At 69.9% G+C, this 26,177-nt stretch carries 24 protein-coding genes; 9 read left to right on the forward strand and 15 right to left on the reverse strand.

Annotation, left to right across the window (positions count from 1 at the left end):
* Positions 1–37: 37 nt before the first annotated feature.
* Positions 38–1,429: a glucose-6-phosphate dehydrogenase gene (locus tag AC4FS2_RS14910; RefSeq protein WP_491155540.1), complete on the forward strand. Its 1,392-nt coding sequence runs from the start codon at positions 38–40 to the stop codon at positions 1,427–1,429.
* Positions 1,430–1,439: 10 nt separating this feature from the next.
* Here AC4FS2_RS14910 and AC4FS2_RS14915 read toward each other — a convergent pair whose 3' ends face one another.
* Entirely contained in the window at positions 1,440–1,829 is a 390-nt protein-coding gene (locus AC4FS2_RS14915) for a VOC family protein (protein ID WP_491155538.1), read from the reverse strand.
* Positions 1,830–2,112: 283 nt separating this feature from the next.
* A complete protein-coding gene (locus AC4FS2_RS14920) occupies positions 2,113–2,694 on the reverse strand; it encodes an ArsR/SmtB family transcription factor (RefSeq protein WP_491155536.1) in 582 nt (193 codons plus the stop codon).
* Positions 2,695–2,751: 57 nt separating this feature from the next.
* On the opposite strand from AC4FS2_RS14920, the gene AC4FS2_RS14925 reads away from it, so the two are divergent.
* The 4 genes from AC4FS2_RS14925 (at position 2,752) to AC4FS2_RS14940 (ending at position 7,079) form a co-directional block, all read left to right on the forward strand.
* Positions 2,752–4,068, forward strand: a complete 1,317-nt coding sequence (locus tag AC4FS2_RS14925; RefSeq protein ID WP_491155534.1) for an MFS transporter — start codon at positions 2,752–2,754, stop codon at positions 4,066–4,068.
* A gap of 62 nt (positions 4,069–4,130) precedes the next feature.
* On the forward strand, positions 4,131–5,273 hold the full coding sequence (locus AC4FS2_RS14930; protein ID WP_491155533.1) for a type III polyketide synthase: 1,143 nt from the start codon (positions 4,131–4,133) through the stop codon (positions 5,271–5,273).
* On the forward strand, positions 5,270–5,962 hold the full coding sequence (locus AC4FS2_RS14935) for a methyltransferase domain-containing protein (RefSeq protein ID WP_491155532.1): 693 nt from the start codon (positions 5,270–5,272) through the stop codon (positions 5,960–5,962). Before AC4FS2_RS14930 ends, AC4FS2_RS14935 begins: the two co-directional genes overlap by 4 nt.
* Positions 5,955–7,079, forward strand: coding sequence for an FAD-dependent oxidoreductase (locus AC4FS2_RS14940; protein WP_491155530.1), 1,125 nt, complete (start codon positions 5,955–5,957; stop codon positions 7,077–7,079). The genes AC4FS2_RS14935 and AC4FS2_RS14940 overlap by 8 nt, the downstream gene beginning before the upstream one ends.
* Before the next feature lie 318 nt (positions 7,080–7,397).
* Here AC4FS2_RS14940 and AC4FS2_RS14945 read toward each other — a convergent pair whose 3' ends face one another.
* From AC4FS2_RS14945 to AC4FS2_RS14955, 3 genes are all read right to left on the reverse strand, one after another.
* Positions 7,398–8,249 (reverse strand): UbiA family prenyltransferase, encoded by an 852-nt coding sequence (locus AC4FS2_RS14945; RefSeq protein WP_491155528.1) that lies wholly within the window; start codon positions 8,247–8,249, stop codon positions 7,398–7,400.
* A gap of 103 nt (positions 8,250–8,352) precedes the next feature.
* On the reverse strand, positions 8,353–10,557 hold the full coding sequence (locus tag AC4FS2_RS14950) for an ATP-dependent Clp protease ATP-binding subunit (RefSeq protein WP_491155526.1): 2,205 nt from the start codon (positions 10,555–10,557) through the stop codon (positions 8,353–8,355).
* 137 nt (positions 10,558–10,694) lie between these two features.
* Positions 10,695–11,744 carry a GlxA family transcriptional regulator gene (locus AC4FS2_RS14955; RefSeq protein WP_491155525.1) on the reverse strand — a complete coding sequence of 350 codons (1,050 nt, stop codon included), beginning with the start codon at positions 11,742–11,744 and terminating at the stop codon, positions 10,695–10,697.
* Between the two features lie 84 nt (positions 11,745–11,828).
* Between AC4FS2_RS14955 and AC4FS2_RS14960 the strand changes: the two genes are divergently transcribed.
* Together AC4FS2_RS14960 and AC4FS2_RS14965 are read left to right on the forward strand one after the other, a co-directional pair.
* Positions 11,829–12,050, forward strand: a complete 222-nt coding sequence (locus AC4FS2_RS14960; RefSeq protein ID WP_491155523.1) for a hypothetical protein — start codon at positions 11,829–11,831, stop codon at positions 12,048–12,050.
* Between the two features lie 52 nt (positions 12,051–12,102).
* Positions 12,103–12,744: a hypothetical protein gene (locus AC4FS2_RS14965; protein ID WP_491155521.1), complete on the forward strand. Its 642-nt coding sequence runs from the start codon at positions 12,103–12,105 to the stop codon at positions 12,742–12,744.
* A 4-nt stretch (positions 12,745–12,748) separates the two neighbouring features.
* Here AC4FS2_RS14965 and AC4FS2_RS14970 read toward each other — a convergent pair whose 3' ends face one another.
* Together AC4FS2_RS14970 and AC4FS2_RS14975 are read right to left on the reverse strand one after the other, a co-directional pair.
* Complete coding sequence (locus AC4FS2_RS14970; protein WP_491155519.1) at positions 12,749–13,972, reverse strand: glycosyltransferase; 1,224 nt, start codon at positions 13,970–13,972, stop codon at positions 12,749–12,751.
* Positions 13,973–13,975: 3 nt separating this feature from the next.
* Positions 13,976–15,181 carry a glycosyltransferase gene (locus tag AC4FS2_RS14975; protein ID WP_491155517.1) on the reverse strand — a complete coding sequence of 402 codons (1,206 nt, stop codon included), beginning with the start codon at positions 15,179–15,181 and terminating at the stop codon, positions 13,976–13,978.
* 123 nt (positions 15,182–15,304) lie between these two features.
* On the opposite strand from AC4FS2_RS14975, the gene AC4FS2_RS14980 reads away from it, so the two are divergent.
* Positions 15,305–15,895, forward strand: coding sequence for a hypothetical protein (locus tag AC4FS2_RS14980; protein ID WP_491155516.1), 591 nt, complete (start codon positions 15,305–15,307; stop codon positions 15,893–15,895).
* A 139-nt stretch (positions 15,896–16,034) separates the two neighbouring features.
* Here the strand turns inward: AC4FS2_RS14980 and AC4FS2_RS14985 are convergent, their stop codons facing one another.
* From AC4FS2_RS14985 to AC4FS2_RS15015, 7 genes are read right to left on the reverse strand one after another with little or no spacing between them, the layout of a single operon-like run.
* Positions 16,035–16,460: an RbsD/FucU domain-containing protein gene (locus AC4FS2_RS14985; protein WP_491155514.1), complete on the reverse strand. Its 426-nt coding sequence runs from the start codon at positions 16,458–16,460 to the stop codon at positions 16,035–16,037.
* 7 nt (positions 16,461–16,467) lie between these two features.
* On the reverse strand, positions 16,468–18,105 hold the full coding sequence (locus AC4FS2_RS14990; RefSeq protein WP_491155512.1) for a fucose isomerase: 1,638 nt from the start codon (positions 18,103–18,105) through the stop codon (positions 16,468–16,470).
* On the reverse strand, positions 18,102–19,607 hold the full coding sequence (locus tag AC4FS2_RS14995) for an FGGY-family carbohydrate kinase (RefSeq protein ID WP_491155510.1): 1,506 nt from the start codon (positions 19,605–19,607) through the stop codon (positions 18,102–18,104). The genes AC4FS2_RS14990 and AC4FS2_RS14995 overlap by 4 nt, the downstream gene beginning before the upstream one ends.
* Positions 19,608–19,637: 30 nt before the next feature.
* Positions 19,638–20,681 carry an ABC transporter permease gene (locus AC4FS2_RS15000; RefSeq protein WP_484534150.1) on the reverse strand — a complete coding sequence of 348 codons (1,044 nt, stop codon included), beginning with the start codon at positions 20,679–20,681 and terminating at the stop codon, positions 19,638–19,640.
* Positions 20,678–22,246, reverse strand: coding sequence for a sugar ABC transporter ATP-binding protein (locus AC4FS2_RS15005; RefSeq protein ID WP_491155508.1), 1,569 nt, complete (start codon positions 22,244–22,246; stop codon positions 20,678–20,680). The genes AC4FS2_RS15000 and AC4FS2_RS15005 overlap by 4 nt, the downstream gene beginning before the upstream one ends.
* A complete protein-coding gene (locus AC4FS2_RS15010; protein ID WP_491155506.1) occupies positions 22,246–23,238 on the reverse strand; it encodes a sugar ABC transporter substrate-binding protein in 993 nt (330 codons plus the stop codon). The genes AC4FS2_RS15005 and AC4FS2_RS15010 overlap by 1 nt, the downstream gene beginning before the upstream one ends.
* A gap of 50 nt (positions 23,239–23,288) precedes the next feature.
* Complete coding sequence (locus AC4FS2_RS15015) at positions 23,289–24,161, reverse strand: N-acyl homoserine lactonase family protein (RefSeq protein ID WP_491155505.1); 873 nt, start codon at positions 24,159–24,161, stop codon at positions 23,289–23,291.
* A gap of 199 nt (positions 24,162–24,360) precedes the next feature.
* On the opposite strand from AC4FS2_RS15015, the gene AC4FS2_RS15020 reads away from it, so the two are divergent.
* The gene (locus AC4FS2_RS15020; RefSeq protein WP_491155503.1) at positions 24,361–25,551 is read left to right on the forward strand and encodes a Fic family protein; all 1,191 of its coding nucleotides are present in this window, start codon (positions 24,361–24,363) and stop codon (positions 25,549–25,551) included.
* Between the two features lie 160 nt (positions 25,552–25,711).
* Here the strand turns inward: AC4FS2_RS15020 and AC4FS2_RS15025 are convergent, their stop codons facing one another.
* Positions 25,712–26,173: a heat shock protein transcriptional repressor HspR gene (locus AC4FS2_RS15025; RefSeq protein WP_491155502.1), complete on the reverse strand. Its 462-nt coding sequence runs from the start codon at positions 26,171–26,173 to the stop codon at positions 25,712–25,714.
* Positions 26,174–26,177 lie beyond the last annotated feature (4 nt).

Here is a 26,177-nt window from a genome sequence, read left to right on the forward strand (position 1 = left end):
TCCCAGCGCCTCCCCGCCGCGTCGCTAGGGTGGCCCCATGGCGGCGGACACGACGACCCTTCTCATCCTCGGAGCATCCGGCGACCTCACTTCACGACTGCTGCTCCCGGCGCTCGGGCAGCTCATCGCCCGCGAGCCACAACGCTCCATCAGCCTGCGCGGCGCAGGCATGGAGGACATCTCCGACGAAGCGTGGCGCGACATCGTCCGCACCTCCTTCGCGACCACCGACTCGTCGAACGCCTTCGACGCCGTCGCATCCACCACGTACACCTGCGCCGACATCACCAACGTCGAGGATCTGAGGGCGCTCCTCTCCGACGTCGAGGGACGCATCGCGCTGTACTTCGCCGTTCCCCCCGCGGTCGCCGAACAAGCCTGCGAGGCGCTGACCGAGATCGACGTGCCCGAAGGTCTGATCCTCGCCCTCGAGAAGCCGTTCGGCAGCGACGAGGCCAGCGCCCACCGGCTGAACGACACGCTCCGGCGGATCGTCCCGGAGTCGCAGGTGTTCCGCATCGACCACTTCCTCGGTCGGTCCACGACGCTGAACCTCGTCGGCGTGCGTGTCGCGAACCGCCTCATCCAGCCTGTGTGGTCGGCCGACCACATCGAGTCGGTGCTCATCCGCTACGACGAGACGCTCGGGCTCGAAGGCCGCGCCGGGTACTACGACCACGCCGGCGCCCTCATCGACATGATCCAGAGCCACCTGCTGCAGGTGCTCGCCATCCTCGCGATGGAGCCTCCGGCGACCTTGAACGAGATGGACTTCCGGGATGCCACCGCCGCGGTGCTCCGCGCCACGCACGTGTGGAACGACGACCCGAAGACGTCGTCTCGGCGTGCCCGGTACACCGCCGGTTCCGCGAACGGGCGCGAGCTTCCCGCGTACGTGGACGAGCCCGGTGTGGACGCCGCCAACGAGACCGAGACCCTCGCCGAGGTGGTCTTCGAGGTACGCACCGAACGCTGGCGGGGAGTGCCCATGACGCTGCGTTCGGGCAAGGCGCTGGATGACGCGGATCGCGAGGTGATCGTCCGTTTCCGCCCGGTGCGCCACCTCCCCGACGGCCTGACGGGAAGCATCGAGCCCTCGGTGCTGCGCTTCTCGCTCGGCCCCGACCGGGTGGCGCTGGAACTCAACCTCAACGGCGGCGACGATCCGTTCGAGCTCGCGCGCGCGTCGCTCCAGGCCGACCTCGGCGCCGGCGCGCTGAAGGCCTACGCCGAAGTGCTGTCGGGGATCCTCGACGGCGACGCCACCTTGGCCGTCCGCGGGGATGCCGCCGAGCAGTGCTGGCGGATCGTGCAGCCGGTTCTGGATGCGTGGCGCCGGGGAGATGTGCCGCTGGACGACTATCCCGCCGGTAGCGAGCGGCCCGCCTCCTGGCCGCGGCATCCCGACGGCGCCCTCGGCGACGCCTGAGCTGCGGAGACTAGTTCTCGTCGGCCTGCAGCACCGAGAGCACGTTGCCGGCGGGGTCGCGGAACCACGCGATCGCCGGCCCGTCCTCTCCCCGGAGGATCCCCTTCGAGTCGGTGGGGAACTCGTGGTCGTCGTAGATCTTCGTGATCACGCCACGCGCGTTCAGGTCGTCCACGGCCGACTCGATCTCGGCCACGGGGAAGTTCAGAATCGTGAAGCTCGCCGGCTCGTGATTCGGCTTGCCGTAGACGAGGACGTGCGCGCCGGAGTCGAGGAGGAGTTCCAGGAACCCCATGTCGTTGTCGACGACCTCGAGCCCGAGCGTGTCGCGGTAGAACGTGCGCGCCTCGTCGATGTCATCCACGGAGAATCCGCTGTACGCGGAGGTCGGGTCGAACATGCTGCCTCCTTCACGGCGCCCTCCGCCGTTCCTCGATGGTCCGCCAGTCTGGGGCGCGTGTCCAGACATGTGGCCCGCCACTCGCGGACCGGATGCCGGGCCGAAGTCGGTCATAACTCAGCAAAAACCCTCACCTGGGGGCCCTGCCGCGGCCTTGGGGCGACGGATCTTGCGGATTTGTGACCGGCTCGGGCGGCGGACGGGTCGGTGCGTCACGATAACGAGCGACGCCGCCTCCCCGTCGCGGTCGGGCCCCAGTCCTTGAACTCCGAGCCGAAGCCGGTCATAACTCAGCAAAAGCGTCGCCCGGAGGCCCTGCCGCCGCCGGGGGCGACGGAGCTTGCGGAGTTGTGACCGCCCCGGGCGGCGGATTGAGGTCGGGATGCGTCACGATGACCAGCGACGCCGCCTCGCCGTCGGGATCGGGGCCGCGGTCCTTGAACTCCGAGACGAGGTCGTACAGGCGGCGGTCCAGCTCCTCGCGATGCTCGGCGTTGAGACGCAGACCCATCCACATCACCTGGACCTGCTCCGGATCCACGCCCTGCAACTGCTGCCGCATCGTCTCGATGAGCACGACCGACTGACCGGGAATGCGGGTCTGCCACGACAGACCGGTCGCCAGATACGGCACCTCCCGCGCGCCGCGGGCGCCGATCCGCTCGGCCTGGGGCGCCAGCATCCCGGCCTGGACCAGCGTGCGGACGTGATGGAGCATGGTGCCGGGGTTCACCTGCAGAAGCTCGGCCAGCTCCTTGTTGGTCCGGGCGTCGAACGCGCAGAGGCGCAGCACACGCAGCCTCAGCGGTGAGCTGAGGGCGCGGGCGATGACCTCGGCCTCGCGCTCTTCGTCCCGATCGGGCATCTGCTCACGATAGCGAAGTGGTTGACAAGTCTCAATCGGTCTTCGATACTGATTTGCATGTCCCAATCGCTCCCGCCGGAAGCGACCTCGCCGGATGAAGCGACCTCGGCCCGGCCCGCCCCCGCCGGTTCGCTGTGGCGCGATGGCAACTTCCTCACGCTGTGGACGGGTCAGGCGCTGAGTCAGTTCGGAGCGGAGATCGCCGGACTGGCCATTCCCGTGCTCGCCGTGCTCCTCCTGGATGCGACGGAGTGGGAGGTGGGCGTCCTCAACGCCGCGCAGGTCGCGGCTTTTCTCGTCGTGGGGCTGCCCGCAGGCGCCTGGATCGACCGGATGCGCAAGCGCCACGTCATGATCTGGGCCGACGCCGTGCGTGCTCTCGCCCTCGGCATGGTTCCCCTGCTCTGGATGCTCGGCACGCTGCAGATCTGGCACCTCTTCCTCGCCGCGCTGGTCGTGGGAGTGGCCATGGTGTTCTTCGACGTCTCCTACCAGAGCCTCATCCCCTCACTGGTGCGCCCCGGCCAGATCGCCGAGGCCAACGGCAAGCTGGAATCGACGCAGCAGCTGGCAGGGCTCGCCGGCCCGGCGCTCGGCGGTGGACTGATCGCGATCATCGGCGCTCCTCTGGCGATGCTCACGACCGTGGGGACGTATCTCGCCTCGTTCGTGGCGTTGCTGTTCACCCATGACTTCGAAGAGCCACGGCAGATCGAAGATCGGGCGCCGCTGGCACGCGAGATCGGCGAAGGGCTGCGGTGGGTCTTCGGCAACCCGCTGCTGCGCCGCATCGTCGGAACGACCGGGTTGTCCAACTTCTTCAGCACGCTGTCGTTCACGTTGCTGCCCGTCTTCCTGCTGCGCGAGCTGGGCCTCTCCCCCGCAGCGATGGGCGTCATCTTCTCGCTCGGTGCGATCGGGGGCCTGGCCGGAGCGGTGGCGACGCCCCGGATCGTCCGCTGGCTGGGCGAAAGGCGCGCCATCCCGATCAGCTCGGTCGGCTTCAGCGTCGTCGCCCTCCTCCTCCCCTTGGCCGCCTCCGTGCCGTCGATCGCCTTTCCGCTCCTCGTCGCGCAGGGGTTCGTCTCCAGTTTCACGCTGCTCCTGTACAACATCACCCAGGTGACCTTCCGCCAGCGGATCACACCCGCCCGTCTCCTCGGCCGGATGAACGCGTCGATCCGCTTCTGCGTGTGGGGCGTCATGCCGATCGCCGCGCTGGCCGCCGGGGCGTTGGGCTCGGCGCTCGGGGTCGTGCCGACGATGTGGATCGGGGCAGCCGGGAGCGTGCTTTCCGCCCTGCCGGTCGTCGTCGGACCGTTCTGGCGAATACGCGACCTTCCCCAGGCGGCGCCGGACGGGGCCGGGAAGTAGCACGGGCGGCCTCTCCTCACCAGCCCCGGCCCAGGGTCGGCTGCAGATGCCTAGAGTGAATCATGACCGCCAGCATCTCCGGGCTCGGAACTGCTCTGCCTCCGACGCGTCTCGAACAGGATCAGGTGCGCGCGATCATGGCCGCGCAGCCGGATCTCGACCGACGGACGCGCCGCTGGATCGATGCGGCCTTCGCCGCATCGGCGATCCAGACGCGCCATACCGTCCTCGCTGAACTCGGCGGCACCGCATCCGGTCTGCACATCCAGCACGAGGGCCGTCTCCTCTTCCCCTCGACCAAGGAGCGCAACGACGAGTTCCGCCGCGCGGCCCCTCCTCTGTTCGCCCAAGCCGCCCGCGCCGCGCTGGAAGCCGCCGACACCGACCCCTCGGAGGTGACCCACGTCATCACGGTGTCGTGCACGGGCCTGTTCAGTCCCGGGCCGGACGCCCTGCTGGTGCACGATCTCGGCCTCAGCCCCTCCGTCGAGCGCGACCATCTCGGCTTCATCGGCTGCGCCGCCGCGATCCCGGCGTTGCGCCTGGCCTCGCGGATCGTGGCCGCCGACCCGGATGCTGTCGTCCTCCTCTCCGCGGTCGAACTGTGCTCGCTCCACATCCGCAGTTCGAACGACCCCGAGCAGATCGTCTCGGCATCGCTGTTCGCCGACGGCGCGGCGGCCGCCGTGGTCTCCGGCGACCCGTCGCGCGGACGAGGGCGACGGCTCGACCTCCACGGTTTCGCCACCCGCCTCACCGGCGAGGGCGAGGAGGACATGACCTGGATCGTGGGTGACAACGGGTTCGAGATGACGCTCACCGCGCAGGTGCCACGCATCATCGGCCGCGAGATCGGCGCGATCGTCGACGACGTGTTCGGCGGCTCGGACACGGTCGACACGTGGGCGGTGCACCCGGGCGGTCGGAGCATCCTGGATCGGGTCGAGAGCGGGCTGGGGCTCGCCCCCGATGCGCTCAGCGCCTCGCGCGCGGTGCTGCGCGACTACGGCAACATGTCGAGCACGACGCTGCTGTTCATCCTGCGCGCGATGCTCGAAGACGAATCCCGGCCCGACGGCGAGCGCATCGGTGCGCTCGCGTTCGGCCCGGGGCTCACCGTGGAATCGGCGCGTCTGGTGGTGCGGGATGCGTCGGCGCCGCAGCATCCCCGAATCGACCGGCAGCCGGTGCTTGCGCAGCGATGAACCTGCGGGAACGCGACGTCATTCTGACCGAGCTCATGGACGACCCGGCGTGCGACCCCGCCCTGCTCGCCGCGACGTATCGCCGATTCGGCCTCGTGAACCGCCTCATCGCGGGGTGGGGGACGACGTGGCGCACCCGGCTGCGCCCGCACCTGTCGGCGCTGGGTCGTCCCGCCCGGGTGCTCGACCTCGGTTCGGGGGGAGGCGACCTCGCCGTCCGGCTGGCCGCGTTGGCGCGGCGGGATGGCGTCGACCTCAGCGTCACCGGCGCCGATCCCGACCCCCGCGCCCACACCGCCGCCTCCGGGCGGGCGAGCGATGCCGTGCGGTTCGTGTGTGCGGCTTCGCGCGAGCTCGTGGCATCCGGCGAGCGGTTCGACGCCGTGGTGTCCAACCACGTGCTGCATCACCTCGACGCGGCATCCCTCGCCACCTTCGCCGCCGACTCGCGCGCCCTGTCGCGCGGCGTCGTGCTGCACAGCGACATCGCCCGCAGCTCTGTCGCGTATGGCCTGTACGCCGTCGGGATCACCCCGCTCGCGCCGGGAACGTTCCTCCGCACCGACGGGCTGCGCTCCATCCGCCGCAGCTACCGTGGCCACGAGCTCGCGCAGGCCCTCGGCCCGGGGTGGAGGGTCGCCCCAGGGGCGCCGTTCCGGCTCCTCGCGGAGGCGCGCGGCGATGCCTGAGGTGATCGTGATCGGCGCGGGGCCCGTCGGTACGCTGCTGTCGGCAGAACTCGCCCGGCGGGGCGTCGATGTCACCGTCGTGGAGCGTCGCGCCGACGCATCCGCGGGCTCCCGCGCGATCGGCATCCATCCCCCCGTTCTCGCCGCCCTCGAGGCATCCGGCGCCACCGAGCGGTTGCTCGCGTCGGCACGGCGGGTCTCGGCCGGAGAGGCGCGCTCGGGCGGCCGCGTGCTCGGGGTGGTGCGGTTCGACCGGTTGTCGCGGCGCTTCCCGTTCGTGGCGACCTTGCCGCAGCCGGCGACGCACCGTGCGCTGGCGGTGGATGCTCCGGACCCGGTCGTCGGCGAAGTGACCGCTGTGCGCGATGGCGGCCGGCCCCGGGTGAGATACCGGACGGGATCCGGCGAGGTGGAGGTGGCGGCCCGGCTCATCGTCGTGGCCGGAGGGCCACGGTCACGGGACCTGCTCTTCCGCACCGGAGCGGTGCGCGTGCAGCCCTACGCCGACCGGTACGTGATGGCCGACATCATCGCCGACGGCCCGGCGGACGCCGTCGTGCACCTCGATCGCGAAGGCGTGCTCGAGTCGTTGCCACTGCCCGGCGGCGTGCGCCGGTTCGTGGCGCCGGCGCCCGACGGAGCGGAGGACCCTGCCGCTCGTGCGGTCGTGCTCCGGGCGGCCCTGCACGCGCGCGGCGAGCATGCCGCCGCGGAATCGATCAGCGCGGCCGACGGGTTCGCCATTCGCCACGCGGTCGCCCCACGGATGAGACGCGGACCGCTGTTCGCGATCGGCGACGCCGCGCACGAGGTCAGCCCGATGGGCGGGCAGGGCATGAACCTCGGGCTGCTGGATGCCGCGACCCTGGCTCCGCTGCTGGCCGCGTGGATGCGATCGGGCGAGGCGCCGGAGGCGGATCTGCGGCGATGGGAGCGGCGGCGGCGCGCGTCGGCGCGTACCTCCGCCGTCATCGCGAGCGTGAACACGTTCCTCGGGCGGCCCGCCTCGGCGGGGGTCGACGCCGTGCGCCGAGCCGCGATGCGCGCCGCACTGGCGACCCCGGCGGGCACGCTCCTCGCCCACGCCTACGCGATGGGCTTCGACCGCGACGCCTGACCCCGCCCCGCCGCGGACGTTCCTCGGTGTTGCGGGCGCAGCGCCCCGTTCCCCGGACGCTGAGCAAGCGCCACGCCCCCTTCCCCGGACGCTGAGCGAGCGCAGCGCCCCCTCCCCGGACGCTGAGCGAGCGCAGCGAGACGAAGCGTCAGCGTCGCACGCCCTCGACCCTTCGTCTCGGTCGCTGCGCTCCCTCGCTCAGGGTCCGCAGGCCACACCGGAGAACACTCCCCGACCCGGACGCTGAGCGAGCGCAGCGCTCCCTTCCCGGACGCTGAGCGAGCGCAGCGAGACGAAGCGTCGCTCCGCCCGCCGTCGCTATGCGGTCAGGGCGGCGCCGGTGGCGACGAGCTGAGCGGCCAAGAGCAGCGCGGCGAGCATCACGAGACGGAAGACGGTCCGATCCGGCGGTCGCACGATCACCCGCACGAGTGTCGCCACCGCGACCCCCACCGCAGCGGCGAAGAACCCCCAACCCAGCACTGGCACGGCGGTCAACTCTCCCCCGGATGATCCGATGAGGACCGCCACGGCACCGCCTCCGACCCCGGCCGCCGCGAGGACGGCGCTCCACCGCGCACCGAGCCGGTGCGGCAGGCCGCGGATGCCGGTGGCGCGATCATCCTCGAGATCCGGCAGCACGTTCGTCAGGTGCACCGCGGCTCCGAGGACCGCTCCGGCCACCCCGGCCCAGGCGGGCGCGAGGGCCGCCGAAGGCAGCGCCAGCGTCGCCAGGGACGGGAAGAGCCCGAACGTCACAAGGAACGGAACGATCGAGAACAGCGTGGCCTTCAGCCCTGCGTTGTACGCCCACGCCGACGCGAGCGCGACGGCGTGAGCGGCCAGCATCCCGGCGCCCAGCGGTGCCGACAGCGCGAGAGCCACCACGACGGCGCCCACAGCGGCCGCCAGCGCGCCGCCCGCGGAGACGACGCCCGCGGCGACCGGCTTGTCGGTGCGGCCGACGGCCTGATCGCGGCCCGCGTCGATGGCGTCGTTCGACAGCCCGATCGAGACCTGTCCGCTGAAAACGGACACGACCAGCAGCACGAGCCGCCACGGCTCCAACCCCGCAGCGATGCCCAGCGCGAGCGAGAGCGCCGTCACGACGAGGGTGGGGCCCGGATGCGTCGAGCCCCACAGAGCCCGGATCACCCGCATGCGCCGCATCCCCCGACGCTACCCTGCACGCGAGAAACGACATCCGAGTTGAGAAAGCACGCAGCGCGTCCTGTCTCGCCCAGGATGTCGTTTCTCGCGACAGCAGGAGGGGTCAGTCGTCGAGGATGGCCTCGATCACCTCGTCGTCGTCGGACACATCGGGCACCACGGAGGGGCCGTCGGTGGTGAGTGCGAGCGACGAACCGTCGCTGGCGACATCGACCCGCACGACGTCGCCGTCGCGCACCCGCCCCGCGAGGATGGCCATGGCGAGGCGGTCCTGGATCTCCGACTGAATGAGGCGGCGTAGCGGCCGCGCTCCGAACATCGGGTCGTATCCGCGCTCGGCGAGCCACGCACGCGCGTCCGGGGTCACCGCGAGGGTGAGCCGGCGCTCGCGCAGGCGCCGCTGCAGCGCATCGACGGCGAGTTCGACGATCTGCGCCAGGTCGTCCTCGGTGAGGGCCTGGAAGATCACGATGTCGTCGAGACGGTTGATGAACTCCGGCTTGAACGCCTGCCGCACCAGCCCCTGCACCTGCTCGCGCTTCTGCTCGATCGACAGGGTCGGGTCGATGAGGATCGGCGAACCCAGGTTCGAGGTGAGCACCAGGATGACGTTCGTGAAGTCGACCGTGCGACCCTGGCCGTCGGTGAGGCGGCCGTCATCCATCACCTGCAGCAGGATGTCGAAGACCTCTGGATGCGCCTTCTCGACCTCGTCCAGCAGCACGACGCTGTACGGACGCCGGCGCACGGCCTCGGTGAGTTGTCCGCCCTGCTCGTAGCCGATGTACCCCGGAGGGGCGCCGACCAGCCGCGAGACGGAGTGCTTCTCTCCGTACTCCGACATGTCGATGCGGACCATCGCGTGCTCGTCGTCGAAGAGGAAGTTCGCGAGCGCCTTGGCGAGCTCGGTCTTTCCCACCCCGGTCGGGCCGAGGAAGAGGAACGAGCCGACCGGGCGCCCCGGGTCGCTGATACCGGCACGCGAGCGCCGGATCGCGTCGGAGACGGCCTTGACCGCTTCCTTCTGTCCGATGATGCGCTTGCCCAGTTCGGCCTCGAGGTGCAGCAGCTTCTCGGTCTCGCCCTGCAGCAACCGGCCGACCGGGATTCCCGTCCACGCGGCGATGACGGCGGCGATGTCTTCGTCCGTGACCTGGTCGTTGACCATGCGGTCGCCCGCGGGCTCCTCCTGCTCGGCGGCCATCAGCTGGCGCTCGAGGGCGGGGATGTCGGCATACAGCAGGCGGGACGCCTTCTCGAGGTTGCCCTCGCGCTGGGCCCGCTCAGCCTCGACGCGCGCAGCATCCAGGCGGGTCTTGAGATCGCCGACGCGGTTCAGCGACGCACGTTCGTGCTCCCATCGAGCCTGCAGCTCATTCAGGCGCGCCTGCTCGCCCGCGAGGGTTTCGCGCAGCGCCGCGAGGCGCTCCTTCGACGCGTCGTCCTTCTCGCGCTTCAAGGCGAGTTCTTCCAGCTTCAGCCGGTCGACGTGCCGGCGCAGCTCGTCGATCTCCAGCGGTGCCGAGTCGATCTCCATCCGCAGCCGCGAGGCCGCCTCGTCGATGAGGTCGATGGCCTTGTCGGGCAGTTGCCGCGAGGGGATGTACCGGTTGGACAGTGAGGATGCCGCCACCAGCGCAGCGTCGGCGATCGCCACCTTGTGGTGCGCCTCGTAGCGCTCCTTCAGGCCGCGCAGAATGGCGACGGTGTCTTCCACGCTCGGCTCGCCGACGTACACCTGCTGGAAACGGCGCTCCAACGCGGCATCCTTCTCGATGAACTCGCGGTATTCGTTGAGCGTCGTCGCACCGATCATGCGGAGCTCGCCGCGGGCGAGCATCGGCTTGAGCATGTTGGAGGCGGCGACGGAACCCTCGCCGCCCCCTGCGCCCATGAGGACGTGCAGCTCGTCGATGAACGTGATGATGCGGCCGTCGGATTCGGTGATCTCCTTCAGCACGCTCTTCAGGCGCTCCTCGAACTGCCCGCGATACATCGCTCCGGCCACGAGGGCGGAGATGTCGAGGGCGACGAGCTCCTTCCCCTTGAGGCTCTCGGCGACATCGCCGGCGACGATGCGCTGGGCGAGACCTTCGACGACGGCGGTCTTGCCGACGCCGGGTTCACCGATGAGGACCGGGTTGTTCTTGGTGCGGCGCGTCAGCACCTGGCTGACCCGACGAATCTCCGAGTCGCGTCCGATCACGGGGTCGAGCTTGCCCTGACGGGCGCGGTCGGTGAGGTTGATGCCGAACTGCTCGAGGGGGCTTTGCGACTCCTCCTGTCCGGGCTGTTGTGTGGCGTTCATGTGTCTCCTGAAACCTGTGGTGCTCAAAACTTGAGCGTTCTTGACTCAAGTTTAGCAGTCGAGGAGTCCATCCACCAGTCCGGCGCACCTGGCCTCCGCCCGCCCATCGAGACGGGGGCGGGCTCGCGCCGGAGCGCTCAGGCGACCGGCACGAGGTCCGAGTCGCGCGCAACCTCGGCCTCGCGAGCCATTTCGGCCTCGCGAGCCACGGCCGCGGATGCTGCGCCCTCCGCCTCCGGGACGCAGCTGAACCGTGCGCGGTAGGCGGTGGGTGTGAGGCCCAGGGTGCGGGAGAAGTTCTGCCGCAGCACGGCTGCCGACCCGAATCCACTCTCGTACGCGACCCGGTCGAGCCCGAGATCGCTCGTCTCCAGCAGGCGCTGGGCATGGATGATCCGCTGGCGCGTCAACCAGGCCGCCGGCGTCGCGCCGAAATCCGCCTTGAACCGGCGCGCGAAGGTGCGCGGCGACATGTGCGCCCGGGCAGCCAGCTGCTCGACGGAGAGGTCGGCCCGCAGGTTCTGCAGCATCCAATCGGTCACCGGCGCCAGCGACTGGGATGCCGCGGCCGGCAGCGGTCGGTCGATGAACTGCGCCTGACCGCCGTCACGCTGGGGCGGCACCACCATGCGCCGCGCGATCTTGTTCGCCAGTTCCGCGCCCAGCTCCTGACGCAGGAGGTGGAGGCACGCGTCGAGGCCCGCCGCGGTGCCGGCGCTCGTGATGATGCGGCCCTCCTGCACGTACAGCACATCCGGGTCGACCTCGACCCGCGGGTACATCGCCGCCATCGTGGGTGCGTACATCCAGTGCGTGGTCGCGCGCAGCCCATCCAGCACTCCGGCGGCGGCGAGGATGAAGGAGCCGCTGCAGACGCTCAGCACCCACGCCTCGCGGTCGACCGCGTGCCGCACCACATCGAGCACCCGATCGTCGGTGTGTGCCCAGTACTCGCGAGGAGTCGGGGAGACGACGACCAGGTCGGCTTCATAGGCGAACGACAGGTCGTTCTCGACGTTCAGCGAGAAGCCGAGCTTGGACCTCACGACACCGGCCTCGGGTGCGACGACACGGAAGTCGAAGCGGGGCACCCCGTCGTCGGTGCGATCGAGCCCGAAGGCTTCGCAGGCGAGGCCGAATTCGAACGGCGCGAACCCGTCTGAAACGATCACGGCGACGGTTCTCATGGCTCTCCTCGATGTGGCAGATCGTGCGGGGTATGGCCATGCTGCCACTCGTGGCAGCATTCACGCAATCGTAGTGTTTCTGCCATGCTCATCCTCCTCGCCTTTGCCGCTCTCGCCGTGGCGGCGGTCGTTGCGACGATCGCCGGCCTTTCCCATGACGGATACCGCGCGGTCCCCACCGACGCCGCGCGGGTTCCGATCCCCTCCCTCGATTCCCCTCTGCCCCAGCCGCGGCTCCACGTCGCGCGGCGGGCTCGCGCGCCGCGACCCGCAAGGAGAGGTGTGCACGCTCGAGCGCAGGCCTGATCGGGTGGGGTCCTGGCCTCCGTAGACTCGAGGCCCGCAGAATCGAGGATCCGTGACCACTCCGCCCGCTTCGCCGCCCGCCCAGCCCTCTCGACCGCCCGGCCTTCCGCCCTACGGCTCGGATCAGCAGATGCCGGCCGCGCCTCCGCCCCCGGCGGGCCACCCGGCCGCTCCGGCGCAGCAACCCGCCCAACCTCTCCCGCGCCCCACCGCAACGCCGCAGTACCCGGCCGGGCCCCCCTCCGCCTATCCCGGCGCCCCCGGCGCGCCCGGCGCGCAGCATCCCGGCGCCCCCGGCGCCCCCGGCGCCCCCGGCGCGCAGCATCCCGGCGCGCCGCAGCATCCCGGCGCCCCCGCGCCGCAGCCCGCAGCGTCACCGCGCCGCGGCAACCCGTTCGGGCTGGTGTCGATTCTCGCCAGCGCGGTGATCCTGCTCTCGATGATGGTGCAGCTGGCCGTTCAGGTGTCCATGGTCGCCAGCGGTGATTATGAAGCGCTGGCCATAGCAGGCGGCGTGAGCGCTGTCCTCGATGGGCTTCTTGCGATCACCGCGATCACCTTCGGCGTCATCGGGCTCACGCAGCGCGGCCGCCCGCACACCCTCGCGGGCATCGGCGTGGGGATCGGCGTCGCGACGCTCTTCTCGACCCTCGTGTGGGGCCTCATCTACCCGGGCGTCCTGAACCTGGTCTGACGGATCACGCCCGCCGGGCGATGGCGCGCTCGTACACCTGCACCATCGCTGCCGTCCGCGAGGACTGACGGAAGAGCTCCGCGATCCGCGGTTCGGGGACGGGCGCCGTCCGCGAACCGATGTCGTCTGCCGCGCGGCGCAGAGTGGCGGCGAGCGCCTCTCGCGAACCGTCGGCGACGAGCCAGATGCCCGATCCGAGTTCGGCCGCGATGTCGGCGTCGCTGACGATCGAGGGCGTTCCGAGCGAAGCGGCTTCGAACACCGTCATGCCCTGCGTCTCGAATCCGATCGAGGTCTGCACCACCGCATCCGCCGCCGCGATGCGGCGCAGTGTTTCGGGGTACGGCAGGCGACCGGCGAAGCGGACGGATGCCGCGGGCCGACGCCGCCGCATGAGCCGCCGAGCGGCGCGGAGTTGTCCCCCGCCGCCGATCACCTCGACGTCGGCGACGACACCGGAGGCCGCGAGGGCGTCGAGGAAGGGCAGGAGCCGCTTCTCCGCGCTCATCCGGCCCACCCAGACCAGCCGCGGCGGACCCGCGGTGCGCTCCGCGCGGGGCGCGGCACGCGTGGCGTCGAGCACGTCATCGTCGATCCCGTTCCACACCACGTCGACCGACGGGTACACGTCGTGGGCCTCGAGGCGCCGCGCGAAGTGCGCCGAGGGGGCGGTCACCGCATCCGCTCCCGCGGCGAGCCTCCGCAGGTACGCCCATCCGTCCGACCCCGCCGCATCCCGGCGCCCCGGATCCGGAGTCCGCATCTCCGCGTCGAGGACGCGGCGCGCCCAGGAGTTGAGCACGCGCAGCACGAGACGGGGAAAGGGCGCGACAGCCGCGATGCCCACGTCGACCCGATTGTGCATCGTGTGAACGACGGGAAGCCCGTGCCGCCGGGCGAAACGGTGCCCGATGAAGGCACCCCAGAAGTCCGCCTGAACGTGCACGAGGTCCACGCTCGGGCGGCGTGCCATCGCCGCATCCACGAATCGGTCGGTGCGCGCGCCGGGCCAGCTCATCGAGTACTCGCGATCGACCGTCACCGGTACCGACGGAAGGTCGACGTAGGCGGGGTCGGGCTCGTCGGACGATCCCCCGCCGTGCATGCGGGGGGCGACCACGGTCACGGTGTGACCCGCGCGCTCGAGGAATCGCCGCTGCAGCCGCATCGACACCTGGGCACCGCCGGATGACTCGACGTGCTGGTCGCCGAACATCACGACGTGCACGTTCTACTCCGGCAGCGGTGTGCCGCGATACAGCGCTTCGAACGTGTCGAGGGTGCGTTCGATGTCGTGGATGACCACTCCGTCGAGCGATGCCTGCTGCATCCGCACGCGCTCCTCCGCGGTCGCGGTGAGCACGTCGGTGAGACGCGCGGCCATCTCCTCGTCGTCGCCCGGTTCGAAGAGGTAGCCGTTCTCACCGTCGTGGACCAGGTGCGGGAGAGCCACGGCGTTGGCCGCCACGACGGGCAGGCCGGATGCCATGGCCTCCATGGTCGCGATGGACTGCAGCTCCGCGATGGAGGCGATGGCGAAGACGCTCGCGCGCGTGTACAGCGCCCGCAGCTCGTCCTCCGGGGCCGGCCCGTGGAAGGTCACGCGGTCGGAGATCCCCAGCTGCTCGGCGAGCTGCTCGAGGTTATTGCGCTGGTCGCCGCCGCCGACGATGTCGAGCGACGCGTCCAGGGACGGGTCGAGGCGCGCGAACGCCTTCAGCAGGACGTCGATGCCCTTCTCCGTCGTGAGCCGGCCGACGAACAGTACTCGGTTCTCGGTGCGGGGCGTGAGGTCGGCGGTGTAGTTGCGGCGGTCGATCCCGCAGCTGACCGGGATGACCCCGGTGATGTCGATCGTCGACTCGAGGAAGTCGGCCGCGTTGCGTGTTGGCGTGGTCACCGCGCGCGTGAGGTCGAAGGTGCGCTTGGCGTCGGCCCACGCCAGCTTCAGCGCGACGTCGTTGAGAGCGTCGGGCAGCGCGGTGAAGTCGATGATGTTCTCGGCCATCACGTGGTTGGTCGCGACGACCGGGATGCCGCGCTTGCGGGCCTCGCGGGTGAGCCCGCGACCGATCACGATGTGCGACTGGATGTGCACGACGTCGGGCTTGACCGCATCCAGTACCTTGCGCGCGTAGTGCTTCGTGCGCCACGGCCAGACGAAGCGCAGCCAGTCGTGCGGGAGCCAGCGCACAGAGGGAAGCCGGTGCAGCGTCATCGGCTGTCCCTCGATGACCTCCGTGTGCGGCGGCGTGTGACGGTACTGCCCATTCGGCGCCATCACATGGACGGCGTGGCCGCGCTCGACCAGACCGGCCGACAGGCGCTCGGCGAACCGGGCGGCGCCATTGATGTCGGGAGAGAAGGTATCGCAGCCCACCACGATGGTGAGAGGGCGGGCGGCGTCGGTCCTGTCAGGCGTCGCAGGGGTGGTCACGGCGGGTGGCTGCCTATCTGTGCGGCGGGTCGGGTCGCACGGTGCGGTGCATGCGCAAGGCCACTGTACCCGAGGCACTTTCCCACGCTCCGGAAGCGCACCCGCACGTCCTACCCTGGAGTCATGCCGCGATTGCAGGCCGACGCCGATCCCGCCCTCTGGGTGCCCGTCACCGGATCCCTCGGGTTCCGTGGACGCAGACATCGCAAGGCGGCGATCCGGATGCTGCTGAGCCAGGCCGGGCGGGCGATCGGGGCGGGCGACCGGCCGGGGAGCGGCTTCCTGGCGTGGGCCATGAGCCAGGCGACGCCCCTGCTGCTCCGCCGCGCCGACGGCCGGGTTCTCGTGTGGGTGTGGAAGGAAGACCCCGAGCTGCTCGTGGCCATGGCCCAGCTGCAGGAGGCGACCCCGCAGCTGCGGGCGGCCCGTGCCTCGATGCCCATGGAGTACGACGACACGGAGGACTTCCGAAACCCGCACCTCGGCGTGGGCGAGAAGCTCGTGATGGACCTCCCCAGCGATCCCCGCACGCCGCCCTTCGCGAGCTACACGTGGGACACCGGCACGTCCTTCGTCTCGCTCACGGCCGTATGCTCCGACCGCGAGCGCTTCGGCACGGTGCTCGGCGCGGTCGACGCGATCGCGCGATCACTCCGGGTCGTCGAAGACCTGTCGCTCGACGAATCCGCCAACATCCTCCGCCTCGACCCCTGATCCGCCCCGGGGCGCGAATGCACGGCCTCGTGTCCATTGCACGACCTTCCCGCGCGGTTTACCCGTCCGTTCGGCGGGAAGCCGTTCACTCCCAGGGATGACCGTGGAGGCCGCATCCGCGGGACGGCGCTGGGGCGGGCTAGCGCCCCAGCGCATCGGCGTACGCCGGGATGACCCCCTTGCTCAGGATCGCGTTGGCGAAGGTCCGGGTCTCGGCGCAGCGCACGACGAGTTGCGCGGATGCCGCGATCTCGTAGAACTCGAAGCGGTCCACGGCGCGCGCCGCGCCCTCCGCAACGTCGGCCGCCGCGATGATCTCCTCCTGCGCGGCGTTCCACGTCTCTCCCGAGCGCATGAGCGTGACCGGATCCAGGTCGTCCAGTGTGAGGACCGTGCGGATGGCCCGCGTCACGCGGGGCGCGTCGGCGGCGACCTCCACGACCGCACGGCCGAGCCGGAAGGCGGGGAAGTGGGCATCCGTGATGACCACGAGGTCGGAATGGCCCATGTGGTCGAGGTGGCGAAGGAGGTCGCCGCTGAGAAGCGGATCTATGCCGAAGAGCATGCCGGCCTCAGATTCCGGCCACTCGACCGACGAGGTTCACGGCGATGCCCATCCGGTCGAACATGGCGGCTTTGGCCAGAAGCGCCTTATCGGCGGTCTCCGCATCCGGTGCGTAGACGACCTGGGCATGGTTCGCCTTGTGCCGCGCCATGAACTGGTCGCGGGAGACGTCGTGAAGGACGACGTGGGCGATCGGCCACTCGGGGTTGGTGGCGCGCTTGCGTCTCTCGGTCTCCGCGGCCGGGAGTTCGATGGCGGTACCCCGGAAGATGTCGGCCTGCAGCACCCCTTCGGCGATGAACACGCGCGAGAGGACCAGCTCCCCGGGCTTGGACACGCCGTTCACGGTCGAGCCTCCCGCAGGGAAGAACACGGGGTCCTGGCGCCAGCCTTCGGCCCGGTCCCATCCCCCGAGGTGGGAGCCCGGCACCGAGCCGGAGATCTCGTACACCCACACGAAGCGGCCGTCGTAATCCTCACCCCAGCGGACGTCGTGAAGGGTGTTATCGGGCACGAGACCCATCGCGGTCCACACCCGGTCGGTCACGAGCGCGTCGACGGCGACGCCCTCATCGGCCTCGTTGAAGTGAGGCAGAGCGCGGGCGGCGAAGAGTTCCCGCTCGCCATCGCGTGAGAATACCGGCGGCCGCTCCGTGGAGTTGAGGAGGCCCTCGGCGAGGTCGGACGCCGGAACCAGGTCCTTCAGGCCCTGCTGGTACTGGATGCCCACCGCATCCAAACCGAAGTCATCCGCCATCCGCAGCGCGGCGATGTACATCTTGAGCTGCCACTGCACCTGTTCGCGGGTGAGCTCGGTGGCTTCGTCCGTTCCCAGCCGGAACGTCATCCCCCGCGAGAGCAGCCAGTCGAATGCGTCGTCGGCCTCGCTGTCGGGAACGCGCAGCATCTCCGCGTACAGCGCCGACTGGGACAGCCTCTCCTTGTAGATCCCGGTGGGGTTCAGCAGCTCGTCGTCGAAGATGGCGTTGTACATGCCCATGCAGCCCTCGTCGAACACGCCGATGATCGCTTTCTCGGCGAGCAGCTGGTCGCCCAGTGCCCGTCCGAGCTCGGTCTCGGGCGAGTCCGGAAGCGGCGGCAGCGACCGCACGTGGGAGGCATCGTGGGTGATGCGACCGGTCTGCGTCCACTCTTGGATGCCTCGAACGAACCACTCGTCGGTGAAATCCACCGACCAGATGGTCGCGTAGTCCTTCCCCATCTTGGTGAGGCCGGCGTTGAGTCCCAGCAGCCCGACGAGTCCCGGCCAGTCGCCGGCGAAGTTCGCGACGGTGAGAATCGGGCCACGGTGTGTGCGCAGTCCGGCCAGAACGTGGTGCGAGTACTGCCACACCGCCTCGGCGACGATGAGGGGGGCGTCCACGGGTATCCGCGTGAACACGTCCAGCCCCATCCGCTGACTCGAGATGAACCCGTGACCCGTGGCCGGGTCGACCTCGTTCGCGCGCACGACAGCCCAACCGAGATCGTTGAGGACGCCGGTGACGCCGGCCTCCAGTTCGACCTGAGTCGTCCAGCCGGCGACGTTGGCGGATTCACGCAGATCGCCGCTCGCGATCAGGTACGCCGTCTGCGGCGCGGACTGGGGTCGGACGAGGGGGGCTGGCAACGTGTACGTGCTCACGAGGGGGATCCTTCCGTTCGCTGTCGGGCAGCGAGAGTGTGGACGACGGGTGTCGTCGCTGAGTAGAGGTCGAGGTAGTCGGCGAAGAGGCCGTCGTACAGGCCCCCCACCGTGGGGTCTGGGTGGACCGTGGACACGACGGGGTTCCACAGGTTGATGTCGGGGGGCGAGTCGGAGACCGCGGTCGCGGCCAGGAAGGCCGCTCCGAAGCTGGCGCCGACCGTCGTACGCGGAACTTCTTGGACGAGACCGGTCACGTCGGAGACGATCTGCAGCCACAAGGCGCCTTGCGTCCCGCCGCCGACGGCGACGACCCGGCGAACGTCCGCACCCGCCGCCCGCATCGTCTCCACGTTGTGGCGCACACCGAACGCCGTCGCCTCCAACGCCGACCGGTACAGGTCACCGCGGCCATGGCCCAGGGTGAGACCGGCGATCACGCCGCGCGCATCCGGGTCGAGGATGGGCGTGCGCTCACCCGCGAAATAGGGCAACGTGAGCAGTCCCCGCGCACCCGGGCCGGACTCCTCCGCCTCGGCAAGGAGGACCGGATAGTCGGCGCCGGTGAGGTCCGCCAACCACCCGGTGAGCGCGCCGGAGGTCGCGAGGCCACCGGCGAGGTTGCGTGATCCGGGAAACGCGCCCGCCGTGGTCCACATCGACGGCGTCCGCAGCGTCTGCGTGCCCGTGGCGATGAGGAACATCGTCGTGCCGTACATCAGCATCAGATCGCCGTCCCCGTGCGCGCCGACACTCACCGCCTCCGTCCAGGCATCGATGCTCCCCGCGATCACCGGTACGCCGGCGGGGAGTCCGGTCGTCTCGGATGCAGCCGCGGTCACGCGCCCGACGATGTCGCCCGCCCAGGCGAGATCGGGCATCTCGATTCCGGCGGCGTACCGTTCCCACCACGGCTCGTACCAGGCGGCACTCTCTATGTCATAGAACGGCGTCATCTGGCTCGCCGATTGGTGGTCGAGGACGTACGCCCCCGTCAGGTGATGACTGAGCCACGATGCCGGCATGAAGAGCCGGCGTGCGCGGGCGGAGATCGCAGGCTCCTCGTCGGCGACCCAGACGATCTTGGGTCCCCCGGCCTGCGTGGTCAACGCCGAGCCGCCCACCGCAGTGATGTGTTCCTCACCGAGCTCGCGCGTCATCCGTTCGATCTGTGCCGTTGCGCGCGAGTCGACCCCGTACAGGATGGCGGGCCGCACGGGGCGTCCGTCGTCGCCGGTAAGCAGAACGCAGGGGCCCATACCGCTGACGCCCACGGCCCGGACTGTCGCGTGCGGGACGGCCGCCGACAGCGAGCGTGTGAGGGCGACGAATTCCTCCCACCACACCTCCCCGTCCATCTCCACCCAGCCGGGGCGCGGCCGTGAGACGGCGTGCGCGATCGACTGCGACGCGAGGACCTCGCCGGAGGAGATGTCGACGAGCACACCCTTGCTGCTGGATGTGCCGACATCCACCCCGAGGACGCACGAGACAGCGGTCATGCCGTGGATCCTTTCGATGGCGGGGCGAGTTCAGGCGCGGGCGTATCTTCGGGCGACGGTGGACAGGGCCACGGCGAGAACGAGGATTCCGCCCTTGAAGATGAACTGCCAGAACGTCGGAGTTCCCAGCAGAGCAAGCCCGTTGAAGCCGACGCTGACCACCAGGACCCCGATGAGGGTTCCGACGATGTGGAACTCTCCGTCGCGGAGCGTCGCGGAGCCGAGGAAGACGGCGGCGAAGGAGTCCATGAGGTAGCCGTCGGCGGCGCTGACGGTGCCGCTTCCGAGGATCGAGGCGAGGAGGATGCCGGTGATGGCGGCGCAGACGCCCGCGATCACGAACGCGGTGATCTTCGACCGGTCCGTGCGGATGCCTGCCAGGCGTGCGGCCTTGGTGTTGGCCCCCACCGCCTGAATGCGCTGACCCGACGCCGTGCGGTTGAGGATGATCCACAGGAGAGCCACGACCGCTGCCATGAACCAGATCGGGTTCTGAATGCCCAGGAAACGCGCCAGCGTGATCCACGTGAACTCGACCGGAACCTGCGTGATCGGAGACCCCGCCGTGTAACCGAACGCGAGACCGGTCAGGATCGTCCCGACACCGAGGGTCGCGACGACGGCGTTGACCCGGGCTTTGGTGACCAGCACACCGTTCACTGCGCCGATTCCGCCGCCCACCATCAGGGTGACGAGGATGGCGAGGATCAGCGGAAGGCCCTGATTGGCGATCAGTCCCGTCACCAGCACGCCGGCAAGGCTCGCGGCGTATCCGACGCTCAGGTCGAACTCCCCCACGACGAGCACCATCGTCAGGCCGCAGGCGATGATCGCGGTCAGGGCGGACTGGTTGACGATGCTGAGCAGGTTGTTGGGGCTCAAGAACGCCCCGTTGGGCACGAGGAGGGCGAAGATGATCACCATCAGCGCCATCGCGATGAGCGTGCCGTATTTGGAGACGATCAGGAGCGCCACGTTGCCCGCGCGGCTCTTCGCCCGAAGGGGTTTCGGCGCCGGCGCCACCGGGCTGGAGCCGGTCGGCTGCGCCGCCGGGTCGGCTGTGGTCGAGGTCATGCTGCGTCCTTTCCGTTCTCCCGCTCGAAGCTGAGCGAGAGGAGGCGATCGGTCGTGATCGCCGGTCCGACGAGTTCGCCCGTGATGCGGCCTTCTGCCATCACCAGGACCCGGTCGCACAGACCCACGAGTTCTTCGTTATCTGAGGAGATGGCCAGCACCGCGGTCCCGCGCGCCGCGAGCTCACGGACGACACGGTGCACCTCCGCGCGGGCGCCCACATCCACGCCGCGGGAGGGTTCGTCGAGGATCAGCAGGCGCGGTTGATCGAGCAGCCATCGTGCGATGGCCACCTTCTGCTGGTTGCCTCCGGACAGGGAGCCCACCGGGTCACTGACGTCGCGTGCCTTGACGGTGACCTCGCGGGCGATGGCCTGGGCGCGCTTGCGCCCTGCCCTCAGCCGGAGCAGCGGCCACACCCGCGACCAGCGGAGGCCGGCGAGCTTGGCCACGTTGATGTTGAAGTCAATGGAGCGGTCGAGGAAGAGGCTTTCTGAGCGACGCTCCTCCGGCACGAGGCCCATTCCCGCGCGCACGGCGTCGGCCGGCTCCCGGAACCGCACCTCACGGCCGTCCAGACGGATCGACCCCGCGGTGCGCGCGGCCTCGCCGTAGATGAGACGTGCGACCTCGGTGCGTCCTGCGCCGACGAGCCCGCCCAGCCCGACGACCTCTCCCGCATGCACCGTCAGAGACACGCCCCGCACGAGACGGGCGTCACTGACGCTCGTCACCTCCAGCACGGGCGATCCGGTGGGCGCGGGCTCGTGCCCGTGCTCCGCGATCTCGATGTCGCGGCCGACGATGGCGCGCACGAGGTCGGCCTTGGAGGAGCGTTCGGCGACGGTGCGCCGGGTGACGGCGCCGTCCTTGAAGACGGTGACGTCATCGCAGAGCTCGCTGACTTCGTCCAGTCGGTGCGACACGAAGACGACCGCCGTCCCCGAGGCCGCCAGCTCGCGGATGATCGCGTGCAGGCGGGTGGCTTCCTCCGCCGAGAGGGACGCCGTCGGCTCATCCATGGCGATCAGGCGCGCGTCCCGCATCAGCGCCCGCCCGATGAGGACGAGCCACTGGTCGGCGGTGCTCAGGTCGTCGACGTTCGCGGAGATGCTGAAGCGCATGCCGAGGCGCTCCGCGACCCGGCGGGCCCGTTCGCGAGCGGGGCGCCAGTCGATCAGCCCCACCGTGGTGGGCGGCTTCTGACCGAGCATCATGTTCCGCAGCACGCTCCAGCCGGGGATGAGACTCATCTCCTGATGGATGAATGCCAGCCCCCGAGCGGACGCGTCATCGGGCGTCACGATGCGCACCGGCTCGCCCTCGAGAAGGATCTCCCCGGAGTCGGGCGTCTCGATGCCGGCAAGACACTTGATCAGCGTGGACTTGCCTGCACCGTTCGCGCCGATCAATCCGTGAACGACGCCCGGGCGGATGTCGAAGCTGACGCCGGCGAGCGCCTGCACGCCTCCGAAGCTCTTGCTGATCTCCCGCACCGACAGGAGCGGGGGGAACTCCCCGTGCCGCCCGTCGGCGACACGGGGAGGTAGTACGGATGCGCTCATCAATCGAGCGCTTCCGGGTGCTCTTCGAGGAATTCGTCGATGTTCTCCGAGGTCACCAGCACACCCGGCACGTCGATCCGCTGGGGGGTGAAGTCCTCCGCCTCGATCGCGGCGAGGACGGTCTCGAACATCGTGCGGCCCTCGAGGAACGCGTCCTCGTAGACCGTCGCCGTCAGTTCGCCATCCTGAACCGCCTTGATGGCGGTGCTGGAGCCGTTGATCCCATAGGTCAGGATGTCGGTGCGCCCCTGCTGCTTGATGGAGGAGATGGCGCCGAGGGTGGGGTCCTCCCAGCATCCCCAGACGGCCAGGTTCTTGCTGCCTGCCGGGTGGGCGGCCATCCAGGCGTTGGCGTAACGTGCGCCGTCCTGGAGGAAGCCGGGGATGTTCACCTCGTTCTTGGTCACGGTGATGTCCGGCGCCGACTCGGCGAGCATCTCATCGAAGAGCACCTCGCGGTCGCGGCAGACCTGGCCGGTGCGGTAGGTCAGGGCCAGGACCTCGCCCTCGCCCTCCATCGATTCGATGAGGGCCTGGGTCGCCGGCTCGGCGAAGGGCGCTCCATCTCCCGCGGTGAGGACGACTCCGGTGCCGTCGCCGCCGCCCCACGTCGCCACCGGGATGCCGGCCTGCTCCGCTGCTGTCAGACCCGCACCCAGAGACGTCGTCGGGAACACGAGGTCGAAGATCATGCCGGCGTCTTTGTTCACGAAGTTCTGGATGGCCGTGTTGGCCTGGTCGGCGTTTCCTGCCGCATCCACCACCTCGACGGTCCAGCCGGCCTCCTCCGCCGCCTCGGTGGCGCCCGCGATCACGCGGGCGTTGTTGGCATCGGTCGCACTGATGGTGACGATGCCCAGCAGGGTGCTGTCGCCTGCGTTGCCGCCGGCTTCGGGCTCACTGCCCGATTCGCTCGGGACACTGCAGGCCGACAGGGCCATCAGGGCCGTGACGCTCAGCGCTGTAGCGAGAACCGCTCTGTTCTTGCGCATTTCTCTCCTTCTTGGTGGTGGGGATGATCCGGGCTCGGGTGCCCAGTCGTCTATGAGGGGTCCCGGGTCGTGATGCGCGAGGGGACCCCCGACGCGAGCAGAAGCTCGGCGACGCTCAGGCCGTCCTCGTACGTGCGCGACGGGTGGCGCCGGAACGTGTCGTACTCGTGCACGATGACGAGTCGGTCGGTGTCGCGGGCGGTGCGGGCCATCTCGTCGATGATCTGGAGCCCTCGCCACCCGCTGCCCCCGCCGAAGCCGATGTTCACCGGCACACCGGAGCCGCCGATCCCTTCGGCGTTCTCGTAGGAGTACATGGCGTCACCGGTGATGACCCAGCTGTCGTCGCCGTCGTCCACGACGACGTACTGCCCGCCCATGGTGTGGGTATCCAGCGCCGTACGGATGTGCAGGCCCGGGAAGAGGTTCTCGACGGGTCCGTCCAGGAGGCGCAGCCGCCCATCCGCGGCCATCTCCTCCAGCATCGACACATCCTCAGGGTCGAGGGCGCCGATGATCGAGGCGTAGAGGTGGGCGTTCTCCAGGGCCCATCGCGAACTCTCCAACTCGACGCGCTGCAGATAGAAGGTCGCGTTGGGGAAGTAGCGTGCCGCGCCGGCATGGTCGTAGTGAGCGTGCGTGAGGATGACGGTGTCGATGTCCTCGGGCTTGACGCCCACCTTCGCGAGCACCGCATCAGGGGCTTGGAAGTCGACGATGTCGTTCACGTCGTTGTAGGCCTTGTTCGAGCCGCGGTTGTCGTGGCCGACGTCGACGAGGATCTTGTGACCGGCGCCTTCGACGTAGACGTACGAGTACGCGAACATGCGCGTCGAGCCGTCCCACACCCCGTAGAAGATGCACCCCATCGGCTGCTCCAGACAGTGCGAATACTCGAGCATCCACAGGGAGTACGACGTCATCGGGGCCCTCTCTCGCTCGGCCGCCAGTGGCCGACTTGGCGACTCTAGGAAGCAGCGGGAGGGAGAGTCAAAGTGGGAACAGGCCGTTTTCGTCAGTACCGACCACAAGGCCAGTCATGTGGTCGGTACGCAGCAGAGCCGATCGCAACCGGGGCCTTATTATCGGATGCGCAGCTATCCAGAACAGTAGTCTGGACTCATGACGGGGAGCACCATGACGTGGCCAGCCGTCTCGTACGAGGAGCGCACGTGGGAGCCGGCCGCGGACGTCCGTGACTCCTTCAGCCCCCATCGCGCCGTGTCCGGACCCTACCGAGCTTCTGTGCCGCCGTCGGTCTCCTCGCGCGCGCTGCCGCTGGCACCCGACACGCTCTCGCGCGCGTTCGACGCGACCGGCGACCTGATCCGGCTCGACGCCGAGTTGGGAGGACGGGATGCTGCGCTCCCGGCGCTTCTGCTGCGCGCCGAGTGCACGGCCAGCTCAGCGATCGAACGCGTCACCGCGTCCGCGGGCGCTCTCATGCTCGCCGGTATCGACGAGTCCCTCGAACCGGCCGCGCGACAGATCGCCTCCCATGTCCGTGCGGATGAGGTGGCGCTCAGTCTCGCGGGGTCTCTCACCGAGGACGCGATCGTTCAGATCCAGCGGACACTGATGGCCTCCACACGGCCCGATCGGCGTGGCCGATGGCGGGACCAGCAGGTATGGATCGGCGGCGGTTCGCTGGGGCCTCAGCGTGCCTCGTTCGTCCCGCCCCACCAGTCTCGCGTCGCCGAGCTCATGACCGACCTGGTGGGCTTCATCCGCCGCACGGACGTACCGGCTCTCGCACAGATCGCGATCGCCCACGCGCAGTACGAGACCATCCATCCCTTCCTGGAGGTGAACGGACGGACGGGACGAGCACTGATGCAGGCGATGCTCCGGCGCGCAGACGTCACGCGCGCCGTGGTCATCCCGCTCTCCGCCGGGCTGCTGCAGGACACCGCGGAGTACTTCGACGCGCTCACCAAGTACCGCGCCGGCCACGTCGATCCCATCGTGGACGTGTTCGCCGGCGCAGCCCATATGGCAGTCGCCTCCAGTCGCGTGCTCATGGACGACCTCGACGCGGTACGCGCATCCTGGCGGGATCGCGCGACGTCACGTCAAGGGTCGGCGGCCCGCCGCCTGATGGAGTTGTTGGAACGCCAGCCCGTGATCAATTCGCGTCTGGCGGTGTCGCACCTCGGCGTCACAGCGCCGAACGCCCTCCTCGCGATCGACCGCCTGGTCGACGACGGCATCCTCACGCAGGTCGGTTCGGGGCGGCGGAACCGCACATGGGCGGCTCGCGATGTCCTGCAGGCCCTGGACGCGCTCGCCGAACGCGCACGCCGCCGGCGTTGACCACCCTCACTCGGGAGTAAGGAACCCCCCGCCCCGGGGCGCGAATGCACGGCCCCGTGTCCAGTGCACGACCTTCCCGCGCGGTTTACCCGTCCGTTCGGCGGGAAGCCGTTCACTCGCAGGGATGAGCGACCCGCGGAGGGCCGCATCCGCGGGCGGCTCAGTCCTCTTCGGCGGGCGACTCGGAGTCGGAAGAGGGATGCCGCGGACGCCACAGCACCACGTCGGTGGCCCGCCGCACCCGCACGCCATGACGCAGCGGCACGACAGCGCCTGTGGCGCCGGCGGCGAAAACTCGGGCGCCCGGGCGGGTCTGGCGCTCGACCGTGAGCTGGCGCTCCAGGTCGGAGACCCGGCGGTGCAGCTCGTGCACCTGCTGTTCGAGAGTGAGCAGCCGTGCGATCGCCGGCAAGCTCATGCCCTCGCTGGACAGCCGCGCCACTTCACGCAGCTGCTGGACATGCCGCGTCGAGTAGCGGCGCGAACCACCCTGCGTGCGCGCGGGGACGACGAGGCCGATGCGGTCGTACTGCCGCAGCGTCTGCGGGTGCATGTTCGACAGCTCGGCGGCCACCGCGATCGCGAAGATCGGGGTGTCCTCGTCGATGTCGCCGTTACCCACGTCG

The organism is Microbacterium sp. Z10_103 (assembly GCF_058310455.1).